At 71.1% G+C, this 19550-nt stretch carries 16 protein-coding genes and 1 pseudogene; 9 read left to right on the top strand and 8 right to left on the bottom strand.

Features of this window, described 5'->3' with window-relative positions; genetic code table 11:
* Positions 1 to 44: 44 nt before the first annotated feature.
* Positions 45 to 292, top strand: a pseudogene (locus tag ACIBQX_RS30645) (hypothetical protein); the annotation flags it as partial.
* 152 nt (positions 293 to 444) lie between these two features.
* Here ACIBQX_RS30645 and ACIBQX_RS30650 read toward each other — a convergent pair.
* On the bottom strand, positions 445 to 1851 hold the full coding sequence (locus ACIBQX_RS30650) for a trypsin-like serine peptidase (RefSeq protein WP_397010531.1): 1407 nt from the start codon (positions 1849 to 1851) through the stop codon (positions 445 to 447).
* Positions 1852 to 1933: 82 nt separating this feature from the next.
* Between ACIBQX_RS30650 and ACIBQX_RS30655 the strand changes: the two genes are divergently transcribed.
* Together ACIBQX_RS30655 and ACIBQX_RS30660 are read left to right on the top strand one after the other, a co-directional pair.
* Positions 1934 to 2428, top strand: coding sequence for a GNAT family N-acetyltransferase (locus ACIBQX_RS30655; RefSeq protein WP_397010533.1), 495 nt, complete (start codon positions 1934 to 1936; stop codon positions 2426 to 2428).
* Between the two features lie 72 nt (positions 2429 to 2500).
* On the top strand, positions 2501 to 3295 hold the full coding sequence (locus ACIBQX_RS30660; protein ID WP_397010535.1) for an SDR family NAD(P)-dependent oxidoreductase: 795 nt from the start codon (positions 2501 to 2503) through the stop codon (positions 3293 to 3295).
* A gap of 4 nt (positions 3296 to 3299) precedes the next feature.
* Here ACIBQX_RS30660 and ACIBQX_RS30665 read toward each other — a convergent pair whose 3' ends face one another.
* Complete coding sequence (locus ACIBQX_RS30665) at positions 3300 to 4973, bottom strand: DUF4434 domain-containing protein (protein WP_397010537.1); 1674 nt, start codon at positions 4971 to 4973, stop codon at positions 3300 to 3302.
* A 115-nt stretch (positions 4974 to 5088) separates the two neighbouring features.
* Between ACIBQX_RS30665 and ACIBQX_RS30670 the strand changes: the two genes are divergently transcribed.
* From ACIBQX_RS30670 to ACIBQX_RS30680, 3 genes are all read left to right on the top strand, one after another.
* Positions 5089 to 6564 (top strand): alkaline phosphatase PhoX, encoded by a 1476-nt coding sequence (locus ACIBQX_RS30670; protein WP_397010539.1) that lies wholly within the window; start codon positions 5089 to 5091, stop codon positions 6562 to 6564.
* Between the two features lie 229 nt (positions 6565 to 6793).
* Positions 6794 to 8314 carry a M28 family metallopeptidase gene (locus ACIBQX_RS30675; protein ID WP_397010541.1) on the top strand — a complete coding sequence of 507 codons (1521 nt, stop codon included), beginning with the start codon at positions 6794 to 6796 and terminating at the stop codon, positions 8312 to 8314.
* A gap of 131 nt (positions 8315 to 8445) precedes the next feature.
* On the top strand, positions 8446 to 9015 hold the full coding sequence (locus tag ACIBQX_RS30680) for a dihydrofolate reductase family protein (protein ID WP_397010543.1): 570 nt from the start codon (positions 8446 to 8448) through the stop codon (positions 9013 to 9015).
* Between the two features lie 39 nt (positions 9016 to 9054).
* On the opposite strand, the gene ACIBQX_RS30685 is transcribed toward ACIBQX_RS30680, so the two are convergent.
* From ACIBQX_RS30685 to ACIBQX_RS30705, 5 genes are read right to left on the bottom strand one after another with little or no spacing between them, the layout of a single operon-like run.
* Entirely contained in the window at positions 9055 to 10335 is a 1281-nt protein-coding gene (locus ACIBQX_RS30685) for an ABC transporter substrate-binding protein (RefSeq protein WP_397010545.1), read from the bottom strand.
* Between the two features lie 5 nt (positions 10336 to 10340).
* Positions 10341 to 11417 carry a branched-chain amino acid ABC transporter permease gene (locus ACIBQX_RS30690; protein ID WP_397010547.1) on the bottom strand — a complete coding sequence of 359 codons (1077 nt, stop codon included), beginning with the start codon at positions 11415 to 11417 and terminating at the stop codon, positions 10341 to 10343.
* The gene (locus ACIBQX_RS30695; protein ID WP_397010549.1) at positions 11414 to 12295 is read right to left on the bottom strand and encodes a branched-chain amino acid ABC transporter permease; all 882 of its coding nucleotides are present in this window, start codon (positions 12293 to 12295) and stop codon (positions 11414 to 11416) included. The genes ACIBQX_RS30690 and ACIBQX_RS30695 overlap by 4 nt, the downstream gene beginning before the upstream one ends.
* 2 nt (positions 12296 to 12297) lie before the next feature.
* The gene (locus tag ACIBQX_RS30700) at positions 12298 to 13008 is read right to left on the bottom strand and encodes an ABC transporter ATP-binding protein (protein WP_397010551.1); all 711 of its coding nucleotides are present in this window, start codon (positions 13006 to 13008) and stop codon (positions 12298 to 12300) included.
* On the bottom strand, positions 13005 to 13763 hold the full coding sequence (locus ACIBQX_RS30705) for an ABC transporter ATP-binding protein (RefSeq protein ID WP_397010553.1): 759 nt from the start codon (positions 13761 to 13763) through the stop codon (positions 13005 to 13007). Before ACIBQX_RS30705 ends, ACIBQX_RS30700 begins: the two co-directional genes overlap by 4 nt.
* Before the next feature lie 209 nt (positions 13764 to 13972).
* Here ACIBQX_RS30705 and ACIBQX_RS30710 point away from each other — a divergent pair, with 209 nt between their 5' ends.
* The 3 genes from ACIBQX_RS30710 (at position 13973) to ACIBQX_RS30720 (ending at position 18784) form a co-directional block, all read left to right on the top strand.
* A complete protein-coding gene (locus ACIBQX_RS30710; protein ID WP_397010555.1) occupies positions 13973 to 15283 on the top strand; it encodes a PucR family transcriptional regulator in 1311 nt (436 codons plus the stop codon).
* 40 nt (positions 15284 to 15323) lie between these two features.
* On the top strand, positions 15324 to 16793 hold the full coding sequence (locus tag ACIBQX_RS30715; RefSeq protein WP_397010557.1) for a long-chain fatty acid--CoA ligase: 1470 nt from the start codon (positions 15324 to 15326) through the stop codon (positions 16791 to 16793).
* Between the two features lie 125 nt (positions 16794 to 16918).
* Complete coding sequence (locus ACIBQX_RS30720) at positions 16919 to 18784, top strand: potassium transporter TrkA (RefSeq protein WP_397010558.1); 1866 nt, start codon at positions 16919 to 16921, stop codon at positions 18782 to 18784.
* 27 nt (positions 18785 to 18811) lie between these two features.
* Here ACIBQX_RS30720 and ACIBQX_RS30725 read toward each other — a convergent pair whose 3' ends face one another.
* On the bottom strand, positions 18812 to 19462 hold the full coding sequence (locus ACIBQX_RS30725) for a TetR family transcriptional regulator (protein ID WP_397010560.1): 651 nt from the start codon (positions 19460 to 19462) through the stop codon (positions 18812 to 18814).
* Positions 19463 to 19550 lie beyond the last annotated feature (88 nt).

The following is a 19550-nucleotide window of genomic DNA, read 5'->3' on the forward strand; positions in this document are numbered from 1 at the left end:
AGCGGGGCAGGGGCAGGAGATTCGCCGCCAGGCGGAATCGCCGTGTCCGAAAGTGGAGCCGCACCTGCGGGGCGGTCCACGACCGGGACGCGAACGCGGCCAGGAACGTGCTCGCCGCCGGGCCGGCGGAGAGCTGAAACGCCTGTGGAGCTGGTGTAAGACCTCAAGGAGAGTCCTCTCGGGCGGGCAATCGGCGGTGCGGCGGGAACCCTCACGGGCGACCGTGGGAATCCCCCTCGTTCACGAGGGCGAGGATGTCGAATGCCCTCCCGCATTCGCGGCAGCCGCGTAGACGTTTCCAGACCGGACGCGGGACCGGCTCGCGCAACACGCGATCCTTTGCCGTAGCCGCACACGGCCATGACGCTCAGGGGGGCCGGCCAGGGCCGGTGGGGGTCGTCCCACCGGTGTCACCAGTGGGTGCTCCCCCACCCACCGATGGGGTCACCTGTCCCGCATCCGTGTTCGGCGCGCGGGGGCGTCACCGGCTGGGAAGGTGTGGGTGTTGTCGCGGGGGTTCTGGTCCAGGTAGGTGGACGCCACCGAGACGGTGATCTTCCGGTGGGTGGCGGTGCGGCCCTTGACCGGGATGGTCACCCGGGCCGGGCTGCCCGGACGGACGACCGCGAGCGTGCAGGTCACCCGCCGCCGCACCGCCGCGCACGACGACCCCGAGGCCAGGCTCAGCCCGGGGGGCAGCCGGAAGGTGACGGGGACCTGGGCCGCCGCCATCAGCCCGCGCATCCGCACCGTGGCGGTGACGCGCCTGGCCGACCGGGTGCCCTTCACCGTGCCCTTCACCCTGCCCTTCACCGAGAGCGCGTCGTACACCCCGCCCGGATCCGCCTGCCGCGCCAGCGCTCCGTAGCCGTCGGGCCCGAGCGGGTTGGCGACCGCGTACCCGTCTCCCGGCACGCCGCCCGCCCCCGACGACAGCACCCCGACCAGCAGGCCGGTGCTCCGGTCGAGCCACGGCCCGCCGCTGTTGCCGCCGAACAGGTGACAGTTGACGGTGTGCAACCGCCCGGACGTCCCTGTCGGCCGTACGTAGCCGGGCGCGACGGTCGTCCGCCCCAGGCACCAGAGCTGGCGGGAGCCGTCGTAGGGAGGGTCGCTGGGGTAGCCCAGGCTCACGACGGTGTAGTCGCCGGCCTGGTTGCGCATCGGGGTGAAGGCGCCGACGGTGTCCTGCAGGGTGGCGCTCCCCCGCTTGCCGACCTCGACCAGCGCGATGTCGTACACCGAGTCCCAGTCCCACTGCCCCTCGCCGGTGAAGGCGTGCGGCTTCCAGACGCGCCGCGCCCCCCACACGCCGTACGGCGCGCCCTGGCCGTGTCCGTCGTACGCGGGCACGAACGCGATGTTCGACGACCAGGTGCCCTGGCCGGTCCGCCGTGAGACGCCGTACACGCAGTGCGCGGCCGTCGCCACCAGCATCCGGCCGGCGGAGCGCACCACCGCCCCGCTGCACGACTTGCGTCCGCCGTCGGCGTCGAGGAGGAACAACCGCCCGGTGGCCCGGCTCGCCGCCGCCCCGCCGTACGGCCTGGGCACGCTCGCGTACCCGTTGACGTCACTCCCCGGCGTCAGCCGGATCCCCTCCGGCACCCCCCGTTCCGCCCCACCGCGCATCCAGCCGGGCCTGTCCAGCGGTGTCGCGAGCTCTGGTAGTTCGGCCGCGCCGGCGTTGGACTGCTTACTGGTGGTCCAGTAGTCCACCGCCCGGCGCGGATCCATCACCGGCGAGGCGTCCACCTGCGGTCCGTCCTCCGTGCGGGCCCCGGCCGGGCCGGGCAGCGTCAAGGCGGTGCCCGCGACGGCGAGCGCCAGCAGGATCCTTCGGCGTGACATCGATCCCCCATCCCTTCCGGCAGCACACTAGGTCACATTCGGCACACATTCCGTGAGCGACTCCGCCCGATAGGCTCGTGGCATGGCACCTGAGCGCATCCGGCTCGTCCCGCTGCAGGTGGGCGATGCCGAGGAGATGGTGGAGGTGCTGAGCGGCGAGGACCTCTACACCTTCACCGGCGGCGCCCCGCCCACCCTGGCGGAGCTGCGCGAGCGCTACGCCAGGCAGGTCGTGGGCCACTCACCGGACGGCCGCGAGCAGTGGCGCAACTGGATCATCCGCACGGTGGAGGACGACGAGGCGGTCGGCTACGTGCAGGCGACGATCGCCGACGACGGCCGGCGGGCGGAGATCGCCTGGGTGGTGAGCTCGCGCCGGCAGCGCCGGGGTTACGCGTCCGAAGCCGCCCGCGCGCTGGTCGCCTGGTTGGACGGGCACGGCGTGACCACCGTCGAGGCGCACATCCACCCCAGCCACACGGCCTCGGCCGCCGTCGCCGGGCGGGCCGGCCTGCTGCCCACCGAGCGGTTCGACGACGGCGAGCGGCTGTGGCGGCGTTCGCGGGACACGCCGTGACCGTGCCGCCCTCCTGATGCCGGGCTCGCCGACAATGACCGCAGAGCAGGATCCGACAGAGGAGTCTCACCCGTGCACATCGATCTCACCGGACGGACCGCGCTGGTCACCGGCTCGACCCAGGGCATCGGGGCCGCCATCGCGGCCGGGCTGGCCCGTTCGGGGGCGCGGGTCGCGGTCAACGGCCGCGGCGACGCCTCCGTCAGCGCGGCCATGGACCGCATCCGGGCCGACGTGCCGGACGCGGACCTGGTCGCCGCGCCGGGCGACCTCGGCACCGAGGAGGGAGCCGCGAGCGTGCTGCGGGAGCTGCCGCAGGTGGACATCCTGGTCAACAACCTCGGCATCTTCGGCGCCGTACCCGCCCTGGAGATCACCGACGCGGAGTGGCGGCGCTACTTCGAGATCAACGTGCTGGCCGCCATCCGGCTGACCCGGGCCTACCTGCCCGGCATGCGGGAGCGGGCCTGGGGCCGGATCCAGTACATCGCCAGCGACTCGGCCATCGTCATCCCCGCCGAGATGATCCACTACGGCATGACCAAGACCGCCCTGCTCGCGGTCTCCCGCGGCTTCGCCAAGGAGGCGGCGGGCAGCGGCGTCACGGTCAACTCGGTGATCGCCGGCCCCACGCACACCGGCGGCGTCGAGGACTTCGTCTATCAGCTCGTCGACCGGGAGCTGCCGTGGGAGGAGGCGCAGCGGGCGTTCATGCGCGAGTACCGGCCCCAGTCGCTGCTCCAGCGGCTGATCGAGCCCGAGGAGATCGCCAACCTGGTCGTCTACCTGAGCTCGCCGCTCGCCTCGGCCACGACGGGCGGGGCGGTCCGGGTCGACGGCGGGTACGTGGACTCGATCCTGCCCTGATCCGCTACGGCCTCGCGGCGTCGAAGGCGTAGGCGCCGGTGGCGTTCTGGAGGGTGATCGAGACCCACGGCCGCTCAGGGTCGAGGTCGGGCGCCGCGAAGGGCGCCCAGGCCGTCTCCAGGCCGGCGGGCACCGCGCCGGTCACCGCCGTGTGCCGCTGTGGTGCGGCCGTCACGGTCCTCGTGCCGCCGCCGCGCTGCCGGTAGGTGAACCGCAGCTCGCCGCCGCCCAGGTGGTAGCCCTCGACCGTGACGCCGGCGTCCGTCCACCGCGCGTCGGCGACGATGGGTTGCCGCCCGCTCGCGGCGAGGTCGTCGCTGAGCGAAGGCGTGGCCAGGTCGGACCGGCAGGTGAGGAACGGGTCCCACCCGTACGCGATGATCTTCGTGGCGTTCCTGCCCACCGCGGCGACCTGCTCGTCCACCCGGGGTTTGGCGGCCCGGCCACGCAGCGGGAACGGGTTGGCCCTGCCGCACTCGCCCGCCACCTGGGTGGGCTCGAAGACCTCGACGTTCACCCACAGCTCGACCCCCGGCTCCACCTGCCGCGCGGCCTCGGCCACGTAGTCGCGGGTGGAGCCGTGGTAGGCCTGCCGATGGGTGACCTCGCCCACCATCGGCGCCAGCCGTGGCCCGACAGGGGCGTCCACCTCGTCCGCGCCGTAGACGGGCACCTTGCCCACGCCGCGCCCGTCCTGGACGGCGATGGCCATCGGCGCGCCCGCCCGGGTGGCGGCGATGTCGGCGAAGCCCTTGCCCACCTGCTCGACCGGGAAGCCGCGGCCCCTGCGCGCGTCCCAGAAGGGGCTGACCATGATCGTCGTGCCGGGCATGGTGGCGGCCACGACCTGGTGCTGCGCGGCGTACAGGGCGATGATGGGGTCGTCGTCCGCCCGGTCCCGCATGGCGAGCTCGAAGGACTGGTAGAGGCCGCCGAGCGCGGGCGAGGACCCGTAACGCTGCCGGTAGTCGGCCAGGACGCGGGCGGTGAGCTCGTTCAGCGCGGGCAGGTGCGACAGGTCGGGCAGCCACGGCTTGACGGCGTCCTTGGGCGGCACGGGCAGCCCGGGGAAGACCCGCATGCCGTACGCCGCGGCCTCGGCGAGCAGGTTGCCCACCCCGTCGCCGTCGGTCGCGATCAGCAGGAGGTCGTGGCCGCCGGAGTCGCAGGAGCCGCCCAGCATCAGGCGGTAGTAGGTGCGCCCGCCGCTCTCGATCCGCCGGTCGAGCCCGGGGCAGCGCAGCACCGCGTCGCCGAACCGCTCGGTCGTCACGTAGGTGTACACCTGGCGGACGGTCCGGCCGGGCGCCGCCTCCAGCGCGGCCCGGTAGCAGGGCTTGCCGTTCTCGACGCAGCCGGCGAAGTCGCCGGCGAGCTCGCCGGTCACCCGTCCCACACCGTCCACCTCGGCGGGCAGGATCCGCGCGCCGAAGGTGATGAGCGTGTCGCCGCCCACGCCGTGGACCGCCTCCACCAGCCGCTGGGTCACGCACCGGTCCGGGCGCGGGATGACCCAGTAGCCGGTGATCGGGTAGGGGGTGGTGACCCGGGTGTCCCTCGGCGGGCACGCCTCGGCGGCGCCGAAGGACCTGGCGATGGCGGTGACCACGGTGTCCGGCATGACGGCCAGCACCACCACCGTGACGGCCAAGGCCATCCGCACGAACCCCTGCAGCACCCGTGGCCCCTTCGCTCGGACCTTCAGGTTATGCGGTGGACCGCGCCCGATTGGGTCTATTTGACGGCGCATTGTGCGTTTACCGTGTGGTGATCCGCGACCGTGAGGGGACCCCATGAGTGCGCTCGATCGCCGATCCTTCCTTGCCACCGCCAGTGGCGCGCTGGCCAGCGGCGTCGCCATCGAGACCCTGTCCGCCCACGCCGCCTGGGCGCAAGCGGGCCGGGAGGCCGGAGGAGCCGGCTACGGCCCGCTGCACCGCGTACCGGCCGGGAACACCGGGGAGGAGCTGCTCGCCCTGCCCGCCGGCTTCTCCTACGTCGTGCTCGGCCGCACCGGCACCCCGATGTCCGACGGCGTGCCGACTCCGATCGCGCACGACGGCATGGCCGCCTTCCCCGGCACCCACCGCCACACCGTGCGGCTCATCCGCAACCACGAGGTCCGCACGCCGCCGGGGACCGCCGAGGGGCGCGTGCACGTGCCGGGCTCCGAGAGGTACGACGAGCTGGGCGTCGGCGGCACCACCACCCTGGAGGTGGACCTGCGCGACGGCGAGGTGCTGCGGCACTTCGTCAGCCTCAACGGCACGATCATCAACTGCGCCGGCGGCCGGATGCTGCACCAGCGCGGCTGGCTGACCTGCGAGGAGACGACCGCCGGCCCGGCGGACGGCTGGCAGCGCAAGCACGGCTACATCTTCGAGGTGCCGCTGCGCGGCCCGGTGCCGGGCAGGCCGGCCGCCTCGATGCCGCTCACCGCGATGGGCCGCTTCTCCCACGAGGCCGTCGCCGTCGACCCGCGCACCGGGTACGTGTACGAGACCGAGGACGACTCGGGCAAGCCCGACGGGTTCTACCGGTTCCGCCCGCACGACCCCCGGCAGCTGTCGGCCGGGGGCGTGCTGGAGATGCTCAAGATCAGGGATGTGGACGGCTACGACTGCCGCGAGGGCCAGCGGATGGGGGCCCGGCTGCCGGTCGAGTGGGTGCGGATCGACGACCCGGACCCGGATCTGGAGGGCGGCGCCCCGACGTGCACCCAGCAGGGGCTCGCCAAGGGCGGCGCCAAGTTCAACCGGCTGGAGGGCTGCTGGTGGGGCGACGGCGCGGTGTTCTTCAACTCCACCAGCGGCGGTGACGTCAAGAGCGGCGACGCGCCGGGCGCTGACGGCTATGTGGAGGGGTACGGCCAGGTCTGGCAGTATCTGCCCAGTCGGAACAACGGCGGCACGCTGGTGCTGGTGTACGAGTCTCCGGGGCGCAAGGAGCTCGACTCGCCCGACAACCTCACCTTCACCCCGCGCGGCGGCATCGTGCTGTGCGAGGACGACGCCTCCTCGGCCGACGCCGACCCGCATCCGCTGGCTCCGGGCCTGGCCAACGTCAACCGGCTGATCGGGCTGGACCCGCGCGGTGGCCGGCCGTTCGAGTTCGCGGTGAACATCGCCGACGACAGCGAGTTCGCGGGGGCCTGCTTCAGCCCGGACGGCTCGGTCCTGTTCGTCAACCAGCTCGGCAGCACCGCCTCGCTGGATCCGCCGGGCCGCACGTACGCCATCCGGGGGCCCTGGCGGCGCGGTCCGCTTTAGCGGCGTTTATAAACACTTATCGCGAAAAGGTCAACTGCGAGATTGTCCCAAATCTGGCACACACCATGGGCTGAGTGGGTCTTTTCACGGGTACCTGACGGTATTAGCTTCCCTTAGGCACGCATTCGGGGGAATAAATGCCGTGCAGGTCCTTTTCAAGCCATCCGTCGAGGTGGCACCGCGCATCCAGGCGCACGACCGCTTCAAGCTGTCCCACGGGAAGTGCGAAATGAACCTTCGTTTCGGAAAAAGCGCCATACGTACCGTCGCACTGGTCACGGCGCTCGCCCTCCCCTTCGCTTTCACGCCTCCGGCCAACGCCGGAATCGTCGACGAAGCAGCCGCCAAACTGCTCGTGAAGAAGGTCAAGGGCACGAATGTCAGCAAGCATCTGGAGGCCTTCCAGGCCATCGCCACGGCCAACGGGGGCAACCGCGCGGCCGGCACGCCCGGCTACGAGGCCTCCCGTGACTACGTGGCCGGCAAGCTGCGCAAAGCCGGGTACAAAGTAACCCTCCAGCCGATCAACTTCGTGGAGAGCTGGAGCGAGAACACCCCGCCCACCCTGACCGCGGGCGCCAAGACGTACGTCCCGAACCAGGACTTCTACACCTTCCAGCCCTCCCCGGCGGGCGACGTGACCGCGCCGGTCCAGGGCGTCGACCTGACCCTGCCGCCCACTCCCGTCTCCTCCTCCACCAGCGGCTGCGAGCAGTCCGACTTCGAGGGCTTCCAGGCGGGCAACATCGCGCTCATCCAGCGCGGCACCTGTCCCTTCGCCAACAAGGTGCGCAACGCCGGGATCGCCGGCGCGAGCGGGATCATCGTCTTCAACGAGGGCCAGCCGGACCGGACCGAGGCCAACCCGCTGGACATCGGCGAATGGCGGGCCGCGATCCCGATGGTCTACGCCGACTTCTTCGTCGGCAACGAGCTCGCCGCCACGCCGGGCACGTCCGTCCGGCTCAAGGTCGACTCGGCCCTGGTGCTCGGCACCGACGACAACGTGATCGCCGAGACCCGCTCCGGTGACCCGCGCAACGTCGTCATGGTCGGCGCCCACCTCGACAGCGTCCCCGCCGGTCCCGGCATCAACGACAACGCCTCGGGCAGCGCCGCCATCCTGGAGACCGCCCTGCAGCTGAAGCACTTCCCGGTGAAGAACAAGGTCCGCTTCGCCTTCTGGGCCGCCGAGGAGATCGGCCTGCTGGGCTCCGACCAGTATGTGGAGAAGCTCGGCCAGGCCGAGCGCGACCGCATCAGGCTCTATCTGAACTTCGACATGGTCGCCTCGCCCAACTACGCCTACATGCTCTACGACGGCGACGACTCCGACGCCACCGGCGCAGCCGCCGGCCCGCCCGGATCGGCGCAGATCGAGCAGCAGCTGGCGACGTTCTTCGGCAAGCGTGACCTGCCCACCATCGGCACCGACTTCGACGGCCGCTCCGACTACGGGCCGTTCATCGCCATCGGCATCCCGTCGGGCGGCATCTTCACCGGCGCCGAGGGCATCAAGACGGCGGAGGAGGCCGCGCTGTTCGGCGGCACGGCGGGCGCGGCCTACGACGCCTGCTACCACCAGGCGTGCGACACGATCACGAACGTGAACGCGACCGCGCTGGACGTGAACTCCGACGCCATCGCCGACTCCACGGCCAGGTACGCCTTCAACCTCCGGTCCATCCCCGACCGGGCCGACGCCGCCCCCGCCCGCAAGGGCGCCCCGGCGGCCGGCGCCCGCAGCTGACAGCCCTGGTGAGCGGTCCCCACGGGGACCGCTCACCGCTTTCCCGAAAATCTTCCGCGTACGTGTAGAGAACGCGCCGGCGGCTCCGACCCACTCGCGAAAGGCAACGGAACACCCATCAGGAGCACGCCATGCGTAAGATCATTCACTACGTCCACGCCTCGGTCGACGGCTACATCGAGGGCCCGCAGGGCGAGTTCGACTGGGCGAGCATGGGCCCCGAGCTGTCGGCCTACTCCCACACGCTCGTCGACACAGCCGACACCTTCCTCTACGGCCGCACGGTCTGGGAGATGATGTCCGCCTACTGGCCGGACGCCGAGTCGATCTCCCAGGACCCGCACGACCTCAAGTTCGCGCCCATCTGGCGGGCGACCCCGAAGGTCGTCGTGTCCAGCACTCTGGAGAAGGCCGAGTGGGACGCCCAGCTGATCCGCGAGAACGTGGCCGACGAGATCACCGCGCTCAAGGAGCGGCCGGGCAAGGACATCCTGCTCACCGGCGGCTCGAAGCTGATGTCCTCGCTCACCCGGCTCGGCCTGGTGGACGAGTGGCACATCGTGGTGCACCCGGTCGTGCTCGGCGGCGGCAGGCAGCTGTTCCCGCACCCGCAGGACCGCCTCGCCCTGCGTCTCACCGACACCCGCCGCCTCGACTCCCAGGCCGTGCTCACCCGCTACGAGCCCGTGGCGGGCTCATAGCGGGCTCGTAGCGGGCTCGTAGCGGGCTGACGCGCCCGGTCAGCCGGTGAGCGGGCCGAACTCCTTGCGGGTGTCGATCACCTCGCCGAAGACCTCCCACCGCTCGCCCTTGAACTCCATCAGCTGCATCGACTCGATCGGGAAGCCGTCACCCTGGGCGGTGTCCAGCAGCACGCCCGGCAGCAGCATGTCGACCTTGACGCCCTTCAGGTCGCGCACCGAGTCGCGCAGCCCCTCGCGCGTCGGGCACTTGGCCGCGGCCATCGCCTTGTGGAAGCTGCTCGCCACCGCCCAGCCGAAGGTGTGATAGGGGATGTCGGGGTCGGCGCCGGGCGCGTACTGCTGCATCTTCTGCTTGTAGAGCTTCATCTCCGCGTCGTTCTCCCAGGCGGGATCGAGCGGGTCCTTGTAGTAGGAGGAGGAGACGACACCCTGCACGTTCTCGAAGCCGACCGGCTTGAGCACGGTGACGGAGGCGGCGACGTTGTTGACGATGTGCAGCGGGTTCCACTTCGTGTTCTTGGCGTCGGCGGCCAGCGCCTGCGAGCCGAACTTCGGCGTGGTGATGTTGAGGAACACATCGGCCTTCGACCCGGCCAGGTTGCGCATCTGCGGGTCCACGCTGGGGTCGGAGACCTCGTAGCTCTGCTCGGCGGCGATGGTGATCTCGGTGCCCGCGATGGCGTTCTTGAAGCCGCCGAGGAGGTCCTTGCCGAAGTCGTCGTTCTGGTAGAGGACGGCGACCTTGGCCGTGGGCTTCTCCGTCTTGAGGTACTGCGCGTAGACGCGGGCCTCGGAGATGTAGTTGGGCTGCCAGCCGATGGTCCACGGGTGCGCCGCGTCCAGGCCCCACTTGGAGGCGCCGGTGGCGACGAAGATCTGCGGCACCTTCCGCTGGTTGGCGTAGTCCCAGGTCGCCGTGGTCGACGGCGTGCCCAGCGTCTGGAAGAGCGCGAACACCTGCTCCTGCTCGACCAGCCTGCGCGCCTCCTCGACCGCCTTGGGCGGCTGGTAGCCGTCGTCACGGACGACGAACTCGACCTTGCGCCCGTCGATGCCGTTCTGCTCGGCGTTGACGTAGTCGAAGTAGGCCTTGATGCCCTTGGGTATGTCGCCGTACGCGGACGCGGGCCCCGACAGCGGATAGATGCCGCCGAGCTTGATGCTCGTGTCCGTGATGCCGGTGGTCTGCTGCCCCTGGCACTCGCCCGCGGCCGCCGTGGACTGTGTGCCGCCGCCGCTCTCCCGCCCCCCGCAGGCCGCCGCGGCGATCAGCAGGGTCGCCGTCACGGCCGTACGGCCGATCGCAGATAAACGCATCCCTTTTACCCCTTCCGGAGGGTCTTCTTGAGCGAACCAGCCGCGCGGCCTGCCAGCCCGGCGAGACCGGTCGGAGCGACGTACATCACCGCGATGATCAGCAGGCCGAAGATGACGCCGGGCGCGGCCTTGTTGATGTCCTGGGAGATGCTCGGCACGAACATCACGAACAGCGCGCCGAACAGTGGGCCGGCCTGCGACCCGAGACCGCCGACCACGATGCCGGCCAGCAGGGTGATCGAGAGGGTGACCACGAACGAGTCCGGTGAGACGAACCCGATCACCCAGGTGTAGACGCAGCCCGCCGCACCGGCGAACATCGCGCTCCAGGCGAAGGCGAGCGTCTTGTAGTACGACAGCCGCACGCCCATGACCTCGGCCGCGGCCTCGTTGTCGCGGATGGCGTGCAGGGCGCGCCCCACCCGCGACCGCAGCAGCCCGGCCGCCAGGCCGAACGCGATCAGGGCCACGGCCAGGGCCAGGAAGTACAGCCACTGGTCCTCGGCCAGGCCGGTCCAGGCCGGTGGCGCCGGCTTGGGGAGCGTCAGCCCCATGGACCCGCCGGTCACCTCCTCGAACCGCTTGAGCAGCGGCACCAGGAAGATCGCGATGGCCAGGGTGACGAGGGCCAGATAGAGCCCGCGCAGCCGCATGGCGGGCAGGCCGAGCGCCAGGCCGAGCAGGAACGCCACCCCGGCCGCGATCGGCAGCGTCACCAGGTGGGGCACGTCCCACCGGTCCAGCAGGATGGCGGCGGCGTAGGCCCCGACGGCGAAGAAGGCGCCGTGCCCGAGGGAGATCTGCCCGGCGTGCCCGACCAGCACGTTCAGCCCGAGCAGTGCCACCGCGTAGACCAGCACCATGGTGAGCTGGAAGACGTGGAACGGGACGAGCTGGAAGGGCGCGTACAGCGCCGCCGCCAGCAGCAGCCCCGCGACCACCCAGCGCCGGCGCGCCGCCCCCGCCCACGCCCACGCCCGAGCCCGCGTCACGACGCTCCCGCCCGCCGCCGAACCATCCGCCGGCGAACCGCCCGCCGCCGCGTCGCTCGCCGCCGCGTCGCTCGCTGTCGATTCGTTCATGCCCGCTCCACCACCGCTCGCCCGAACAGGCCCTGGGGCCGCAGCAGCAGGACGCCGAGGATGATGATCAACGGCACCCCCACCTTGAGGTCGGGCCCGATGGCGCTCACGTACGCCCCGGCCAGGGTCTCCGCGACGCCGACGATCAGGCCGCCCGCCACCGCCCCGATGGGGCTGTCGAAGCCGCCGAGCGTGGCCGCGGCGAAGGCGTAGATCAGGACGCCGCCCATCATGTTCGGCTCCAGGAACAGCAGCGGGGCCACCAGCACCCCGGAGACCGCGCCGACCGTGGCGGCCAGCCCCCAGCCGAGCGCCAGCGTCCAGCCGACCCTGATGCCGACGAGCCGGGCCGAGTCGGGGTTGGCCGACACCGCCCGCATCCCGAGGCCGATCTTGGTGTGCTGGAAGAGCAGGTACAGCAGCCCCATCACCACCCCGACGACCACGAACACGCCGAGCGTGGAGAAGCCGATGGTCAGCCCGCCCGCCTCGATCGCGCCGCTCGGGAACGGGTTGGGGAAGTCCTTGATGAGGAACGACCAGATCCACCCCGCCGCGGCGTTGACGAAGATGAACAGCCCCACGGTGACGATCACCACGGTCAGCTCGGGGGCGCCCTCCACCGGACGGATGATCACGCGTTCGATGAGCATCCCGCCGGCGAACGACACCGCCAGCGCCAGCACCAGCGCCAGCCAGAACGGCACCCCGACGGCCGTGAACTGCCAGGCGACGTAGGCGGAGAACATGGCCAGCTCGCCCTGGGCGAAGTTGACGATCCCGGTGAACTGGTAGATCAGCACGAGGGCCAGGGCGAGGCTGGCGTAGATCGCGCCCGCGCCGAGCCCGACGACGATCTGCTGCAGGAATCCGGCCATGCCTAAACCCGGTATCCGAGATAGGACTGGGCGACCTGCTCGTCCGCCCTGATCTGCGCCGCGGTGCCCGACAGCACGATCCTGCCGGTTTCCAGGACATGCGCCTGCTGGGCGATGCCGAGGGCGAGATGAGCGTTCTGCTCGACGACGACCACGGTGGTGCGCTCCTGTTCGTTGATGGCCCGCACGATGCGGAACAGCTCCCGGGTGACCAGCGGGGCCAGGCCGAGCGACGGCTCGTCGAGCAGGAGCAGCCGGGGCCGCAGCATGAGCGCCCGGCCGAGGGCGAGCATCTGCTGCTCGCCGCCGCTGAGGCTGCCCGCCGCCTGCTTGAGCCGGGGTTTCAGGGCGGGGAAGTAGCCGTAGATCCGGTCCAGGTCGGCCTCCACGCCGGCGCGCCGTACATACGCCCCCAGGCGCAGGTTCTCCTCGACGGTCAGCGGCATGAACGTGCCCCGCCCTTCGGGGACGTGCGCCACACCCTGCCTGGCCAGCGTGTCCGGCGAGCTGCCGAGCAGCTCGACGCCGTCGAGCCGGACGCTGCCGCGCCCCTTCACCATGCCGGACAGCGCGCGCAGCAGGGTCGTCTTGCCCGCCCCGTTCGGGCCGAGGATGGCGCCGATCTCACCCTCGCCGACCGTGAAGCTCACCCCGTGCAGGACCTGCGCGCCCCCGTATCCGGCGTACAGGTCCTGCACCACCAGCTCGTTCATACCGCCGTCCCCAGGTAGGCCTCGATGACGCCGGGATCGCGCTGGACCTCGGCGGGGGGCCCTTCGGCGATCTTCTTGCCGAAGTCCAGGCAGACGATCCGCTCGCAGGTGCTCATGACGAAGCCCATGTGGTGCTCGACCACGACCACGGTCAGGTCGAGCTCGTCGCGCAGGGCGCGCAACGTCCCGGCGAACTCCGCCACCTCGGCGGAGTTGAGCCCGTTGACCGGCTCGTCGAGCAGCAGCAGCCGGGGCCGCCCGATCAGCGCCCTGGCCAGCTCCACCCGTTTGAGCGTGCCGAACGGCAGCCCGGCTGCCGGGTGGCCGGCGACCTCGGTCAGCGACAGGCGGGCGAGCATGGCGTCCGCCTCGGCGCGCAACTTCCGCTCCTCCCGGCCGACGCCCGGCAGGCGCAGGGCCGCGGTGAGGAACCCGGACCGGCCGCGGTGGTGCGCGCCGACCAGCACGTTGTCACGTACGGAGATGCGCGGGAACAGTACGAGGTTCTGGAAGGTCCTGGCGATGCCGAGCGCCGTGATGGCGTGCGGCGCCACGGCCAGCAGGTTCTCGCCCTCGTACCGGACGGTTCCCTCGTCGGCGGTGTAGCGCCGGGTCAGGCAGTTGAACAGGGTGGTCTTGCCGGCGCCGTTCGGTCCGATGAGCCCCACCATCTCACCGCGCGCCACGGAGAACCCGACGCCGTCGAGCGCGGTGATGCCTCCGAAACGGACGGTGAGATCGTGTACTTCCAGCATCCGGCCTCCTGGGGCGCTGCGAGCGGAAGAATGTTCTGAAGTTGGGGTCAGCGTAGGATCCGGCCGTCACCGGCCGCATTGGGTACGGTCACCCAACATGTGACACGAAGGTTGTCCGCCGAGCACAGCATCTGTCTCGGACCGGTTACAAGCCGTTGACCTGTCCGCTACCGGCGGGGATCATCCCGGACATGTCCCGTGGTTTCAGCATGGAAACGTTCACTGGTGCGGAGCCGGTGCGTGCTGAACGCGTGCGGATCCTCTCCGAGTTGCTCGCGGACCTCGACGCCCTGGCGGCCACGGCGGTGGCCACGATGCGAGCCGAGATCCCCGCCTACGCCGCCCAGGAGGAGGCGTTCCTGACCGACGTGCGCGACCAGGTGGCCCGCCACTACCGCAGCAAGCTCGCCGTGCTGCTCGAAGAGCGGACGGTGACGCTGGACGACATCGCCTTCACCCGCCGGGCGGCCATGCGCCGGGCCCGCGCCGGGCTGGCCCTGGCCGACTACATCAACGCTTTCCGCGTGGGCCAGCAGGTCTTCTGGGAGTCGGTGCTCATCCGGGCCGGCCACTCGTCCGCCGGGCACGAGGCCGCGCTCTCGCTGGCCGCGCCGCTGATGCGCTACTGCGACTTCGCCAGCACGCACGCCGCGAACGCGTACATGGAATTCCAGCAGTACGCGGCCGCCGAGGCCGTGCGGGAGAGCCGGGACCTGCTGGAGACGCTGCTGGCCGGAGCGCTGCCGACGCGCGGGCCGCAGCGTGCCGCCGCGCAGGCGCACGGGCTCGCGCCGGACTCGCGCACCTCGGTGCTCGTGGTCGTCGCGGTCGTGCTCGGGCTGCGCGGCGCGGTGCCCAGGGGGCCCGACCGGGGAGCCGACGCCCGGCACGCGGCCTGCGCGGCGATCGCCAGGACCGGCGGTCACGGCGCGCGGACGCTGTCGGTGGTGCGGCAGTCGGAGATCGTCGCCGTTCCCGTCCTCGGCCAGGGCGGCGACCCCGGCGAGCTGTGCGACCGGCTGCAGGCGCTGCGCGAGACCCTGCTGGCCGAAGGGATCGTGCTGGCCATGGGCATCAGCACGGTCAGCGCGGATCTCGCCCTGATCCCGCAGGCCTACCAGGAGGCCCGCGCGGTGCTGGACTTCCTGCCGGAGGACGGCGGCGTGGCCGCACTGCCCAGGATCACGCCTTTCCAGTATCTGGCGCTGCGCGCCGACGACACCGCCCGCCACCTGGTCGACCCCCGGATCACCGCGCTGCTGGACGAGGACCGGGCGCGCGGCGGCGTGCTCACCGCCACCATCCGCGCCTTCGCCGCCGCCGACCTGAACCTGCGCACCGCCGCGGAGCGGCTGCAGATCCACCCCAACACGGCCCAGTACCGGCTGCGCCGCATCCAGGAGCGCACCGGGCGCAGCCTGCGCCGGATCAACGACCTCGTCGAGCTGCTCGTGGCCATCGCGCTGCAGGACTCACTGCCTCCCGGCACAATGAGCAGCGGAAAAGACTGGCCACCGTGACCAATGAGGACCGGGGGATGCCGGACGTACGGTCATTGCCATGAACCTCGCCGACCGGCTCCACTCCTCCGCCGAGCGACTCGGCGAGCGGGCGGTCATCACGCTGGACGAATCGGTGCTCACCTACAACGCGCTGGAGCTGATGGCGGCACGAGTGGCGACACTCCTCATCCGGCGTGGCATCGGCGTCGGCGACCGGGTGGCGGTCATGCTGCCGAACGTCCCCGAGTTCGCCGCCGTCTACTACGGGGTGCTGCGGATCGGGGCCGTGGTGGTGCCGATCGATCCGCTGCTGAGGAAGCGCGAGATCGCCTCGTACGTCGGGGATTGCGGTGCCAGGCTGCTGATCGCCTGGCACGCCTTCGCGGAGGTCGCCGAGGCGGGGACGGCCGGCACCCGTACCGACTGCTTCTTCGTGGTCCCCGACGAGTTCCGCCGGCTGCTGCGCGGTCTGCCCGCCGAGGACGGGATCACCCCGAGGGCCGACGGCGACACGGCGGTCATCCACTACACCGCCGGCACGACCGGCCGGGCCAAGGGCATCGAGCTGACCCACGGCAACCTCGGCGGCAACGCCGCGACCGTGGCCCGCATGCACGCGCTCGGCGTGGACGACGTGGTCCTCGGCGCGCTGCCGCTCTACCACTCCTTCGGGCAGACCTGCTCGCTCAACGCCACCGTGCACGCGGGCGCGCGGCTCACGCTGATGCGCCGCTTCGACGCCTGCCGGGCGCTGGAGGTCATGCGGCGCGACGGGGTCACGGTCTTCCAGGGCGTCCCGACCATGTACATCGCGCTGCTGGACCATCCGGGCGCCTCGGACCTGTCGCTGCTGCGCGTGTGCGTCTCCGGCGGCGCGCCGCTGCCGCTGGACGTGCTGCGGGCCTTCGAGGTGCGCTTCGGCTGCTCGATCGTGGAGGGGTACGGCCTGAGCGAGACCTCGGCGCTGGCCGCCACCAACCGCAGCGGCCACGGCCGCCGGGCGGGCTCGATCGGCTGGCCGGTCAGGGGCATCGAGATGCGGGTGGTGGACGACGCCGGGAGCGAGGTGCCGTGCGGCGAGATCGGCGAGATCGTCATCCGGGGACCGAACGTGATGAAGGGCTACTGGAACAACCCGGCCGCGACCGCCGAGGCCATCCGTGACGGCTGGTTCCACACCGGCGACCTCGGCAGGGTGGACGGCGACGGCTTCTTCTTCCTGGTCGACCGCCGCCGCGACGTGATCATCCGGGGTGGGTACACGGTCTATCCGCGCGAGGTGGAGGAGGTGCTGTACGAGCATCCCGCCGTGCGGCAGGCGGCGGTCATCGGGGTCCCCCACCCGGAGCTCGGGGAGGAGATCGCCGCCGTGGTGTCGCTGCGGGGGGCGGTCGAGGCCGACGAGCTGCGCGCCTTCGTCAAGGAGCGGGTGGCCGCCTACAAGTATCCCCGGCACATCTCCTTCGCCGACGAACTGCCGGTCACCCCGACCGGCAAAATTCTCAAGCGTGCCATCACCGTTCCCTGAGTTCCAGGATTCTCCGTGGTCCGTCGGCTGAACGATGGGGAAAAACTGTCACCGGACGGACATAAGATCACCCGAGGCGGTGTGCTGTCGGGTCAGATCACTCCTTACGCGGAGGTATCGAGGAAGTGTCGAAGGTCACGTTCGGCGAGCGGGTGCGTTACTGGTTCGACAACACGATGTCCAGGGGCACCGCGTCGCTGATCGGCTGGCTGGCGATGGCGTCGCTGGGTTTGATCGTCGTGGTGACGGCGCTCACGCTGTGGCTGGCGCCCGGCGAGCCCGAGGGCGTGACCCACGCGGGGGAAGTGCTCTGGATCGCGCTCATGCACGCGCTCACCCCGGGCAAGGTGGCCAGCGACAAGGGTTCCGTGGCGTACATGATCGTGATGTTCGCCGGCTCGCTGGGCGGGCTCTTCATCGTGAGCATGCTCGTCGGCCTGCTGGCGAACGGCCTGAAGCACAAGGTGGACCGCCTGCGCAGGGGACGGTCGCGGATCGTGGAGTCCGGGCACACGGTGGTGCTCGGCTGGTCCGACCAGGTGTTCACGATCGTGGCCGAGCTGGTCAAGGCGAAGGCCAGTCAGAAGGGCTCGGTCATCGCGGTCCTGGCCGATCGTGACAAGCTGGCCATGGAGGAGGACATCCGCGAGCACGTCGGCGACCTCGGCAGGACCCGGCTGGTCTGCCGCACCGGACGGCCCACCGAGCCGCACGACCTCGCGCTGCTGAACCTGGCGGCGGCCCACTCCGTCGTCGTGCTCTCGCCCGAGGGCGAGGACCCGGACGCGCACGTCATCAAGACCCTGCTCGCGCTGGCCAAACGCGACGGCGTCCACCCGCCCGTGGTGGCCGCCCTCACCTCCAGCCGCAACGCCGCCGCCGCCCGTCTGGCCGGCGGCCCGGACGTGCACCTGGTCGACTCCGACGACACCGCCTCGCGGCTCATCGTGCAGTCCTCCCGTCAGTCGGGCATGTCCGTCGTCTGCATGGACCTGCTGAACTTCGACGGCGGCGAGATCTACCTGCGCACCCCGAAGAAACTCGTGGGAGTCACCTACGGGGATGCGCTGCACGGTTACCAGACCGCCTCCGTGATCGGCCTGCGCCGGCCGTCCGGCGTCGTGCTCAACCCGGCCATGGACACCGTCATCAACGCCGACGACCAGGTCATCGTCATCGCGCACGACGACTCGCACGTCCGCCTGGCGGCGGGCGAGCCGTCCCTGGACGAGTCCGCCATCGTCGTGGCCGGGAAGACGTCCACCGAACCGGAGCGCACGCTGCTGCTCAACTGGAACGGCCGGGCCGAGCAGATCGTCCGCTACCTCGACGGCTATGTCGCCCCCGGCTCGATCCTGGAGATCTCCACCGACCACCCCAAGGCCGGAGCGAACCTCGCCGGGCTGCGCAACCTCGTCGTGAACGTCAAGGACTGCGACACCACCGACAGGTTCGCCCTGGAGTCGCTCGGCGTCGGCCTCTTCCAGCACGTCATCGTGCTGTCCGACGACCGCTTCGAGACCCATCACGCCGACACGCGCACGCTCATGACGCTGCTGCAGTTACGCGACATGCAGCGCGTGCTGGGCGAGCACTACTCGATCGTCAGCGAGATGCACGACGAGAACAACCGCGCCCTGGCGGAGGTCACCGAGGCCGACGACATCGTGATCAGCGACACCGTCATCGGCCTGCTCCTGGCCCAGCTCGCCGAGAACCGGCATCTGGCGGACGTGTTCGGCTACCTCTTCGACTCACGCGGCTCGGAGATCTACCCACGCCCCGCCGCCGGCTACGTGAAGCCGGGCACGCGGGTGTCGTTCTCCACGGTCGTGGAGTCGGCGCGGCGCCAGGGCGAGACGGCCATCGGCTATCGCGACGCCACCGCGCGCAACGATCCGCCGCACTACGGCATCGTCCTGAACCCCAACAAGACGGACCCGATCGTCCTGGGAGAGCGGGACTCGGTGATCGTCCTCGCCGAATACTGACCCGTGTCACTCCGGAGCGGAAGGCGGTCAGGCCTGTTGGTCCGGGGCGGTCTGTGAGGACTTGAGAAGGCGCAGGGCTCCCCTGGACAGGGCGACCAGGACGTCCACGGCCTCCTCGATGTCCGGGTAGCGGCCCTCCAGGTGCCCGATGGCCAGCGCGTTGGTGGCCGCGTTGATCCCTTCGGCGATCATCTCCAGGCGGCGGCGGTCGCGTTCGTTGTCGGCCGTGTAGCCGAGAGCCGCCAGGTCGGCCGCGTGGTGGTCGCGGTAGACCTTCGCCGTCTCCAGGGCGAACTCACGCAACGGGGAGGCGGGGTCGTGCCGGGCCCGCTGCATGGCGCGCAGCAGCTCGGGGTGGCGCGAGATGGCCTCCAGCGGGATGCGGAAGGTGTCGCGGTGCCGCTCGGTGTCGCTGGGCGACTCCCTCGCCTGCCGCCGCGCCTCGCGCATGGCCCTGCGCAGCCGCTCGCCGCCCTCGTCGCCGAGCGCGCGCAGCAGGTCCTGCTTGTCCTTGAAGTGGACGTAGAAGCTGGACTGCGCGATGCCCGCGGCCTTGGCGACGTTGACGGTGGTCAGGCGTGCCTCGCCCTCCGCGTCGAGGATCTCCAGCGCGGCCCTGATCAACCTGCGCCGGGTGAGGTCCTTGCCCTCGCTCCTGGTGAGCGGTGTGTTGGTCACAGGCCACCTTCTCTCGTTCACCGATAACTCTAGCCAGGCCAAGTCCCCGGTAACGATCGCCGTTGGGCTCTTGTGCGATTTTTCACCG

The sequence above is a fragment of the Nonomuraea sp. NPDC049714 genome (assembly GCF_044465295.1).
Taxonomy (GTDB): Bacteria; Actinomycetota; Actinomycetes; order Streptosporangiales; family Streptosporangiaceae; genus Nonomuraea.

Bases quoted from the DNA above. Each gene is read 5' to 3' on its own strand.
- ACIBQX_RS30650 (WP_397010531.1), bottom strand. From the start codon at position 1,851: ATGTCACGCCGAAGGATCCTGCTGGCGCTCGCCGTCGCGGGCACCGCC.
- ACIBQX_RS30655 (WP_397010533.1), top strand. From the start codon at position 1,934: ATGGCACCTGAGCGCATCCGGCTCGTCCCGCTGCAGGTGGGCGATGCC.
- ACIBQX_RS30670 (WP_397010539.1), top strand. From the start codon at position 5,089: ATGAGTGCGCTCGATCGCCGATCCTTCCTTGCCACCGCCAGTGGCGCG.
- ACIBQX_RS30675 (WP_397010541.1), top strand. From the start codon at position 6,794: ATGAACCTTCGTTTCGGAAAAAGCGCCATACGTACCGTCGCACTGGTC.
- ACIBQX_RS30680 (WP_397010543.1), top strand. From the start codon at position 8,446: ATGCGTAAGATCATTCACTACGTCCACGCCTCGGTCGACGGCTACATC.
- ACIBQX_RS30685 (WP_397010545.1), bottom strand. From the start codon at position 10,335: ATGCGTTTATCTGCGATCGGCCGTACGGCCGTGACGGCGACCCTGCTG.
- ACIBQX_RS30690 (WP_397010547.1), bottom strand. From the start codon at position 11,417: ATGAACGAATCGACAGCGAGCGACGCGGCGGCGAGCGACGCGGCGGCG.
- ACIBQX_RS30695 (WP_397010549.1), bottom strand. From the start codon at position 12,295: ATGGCCGGATTCCTGCAGCAGATCGTCGTCGGGCTCGGCGCGGGCGCG.
- ACIBQX_RS30700 (WP_397010551.1), bottom strand. From the start codon at position 13,008: ATGAACGAGCTGGTGGTGCAGGACCTGTACGCCGGATACGGGGGCGCG.
- ACIBQX_RS30705 (WP_397010553.1), bottom strand. From the start codon at position 13,763: ATGCTGGAAGTACACGATCTCACCGTCCGTTTCGGAGGCATCACCGCG.
- ACIBQX_RS30710 (WP_397010555.1), top strand. From the start codon at position 13,973: ATGGAAACGTTCACTGGTGCGGAGCCGGTGCGTGCTGAACGCGTGCGG.
- ACIBQX_RS30715 (WP_397010557.1), top strand. From the start codon at position 15,324: ATGAACCTCGCCGACCGGCTCCACTCCTCCGCCGAGCGACTCGGCGAG.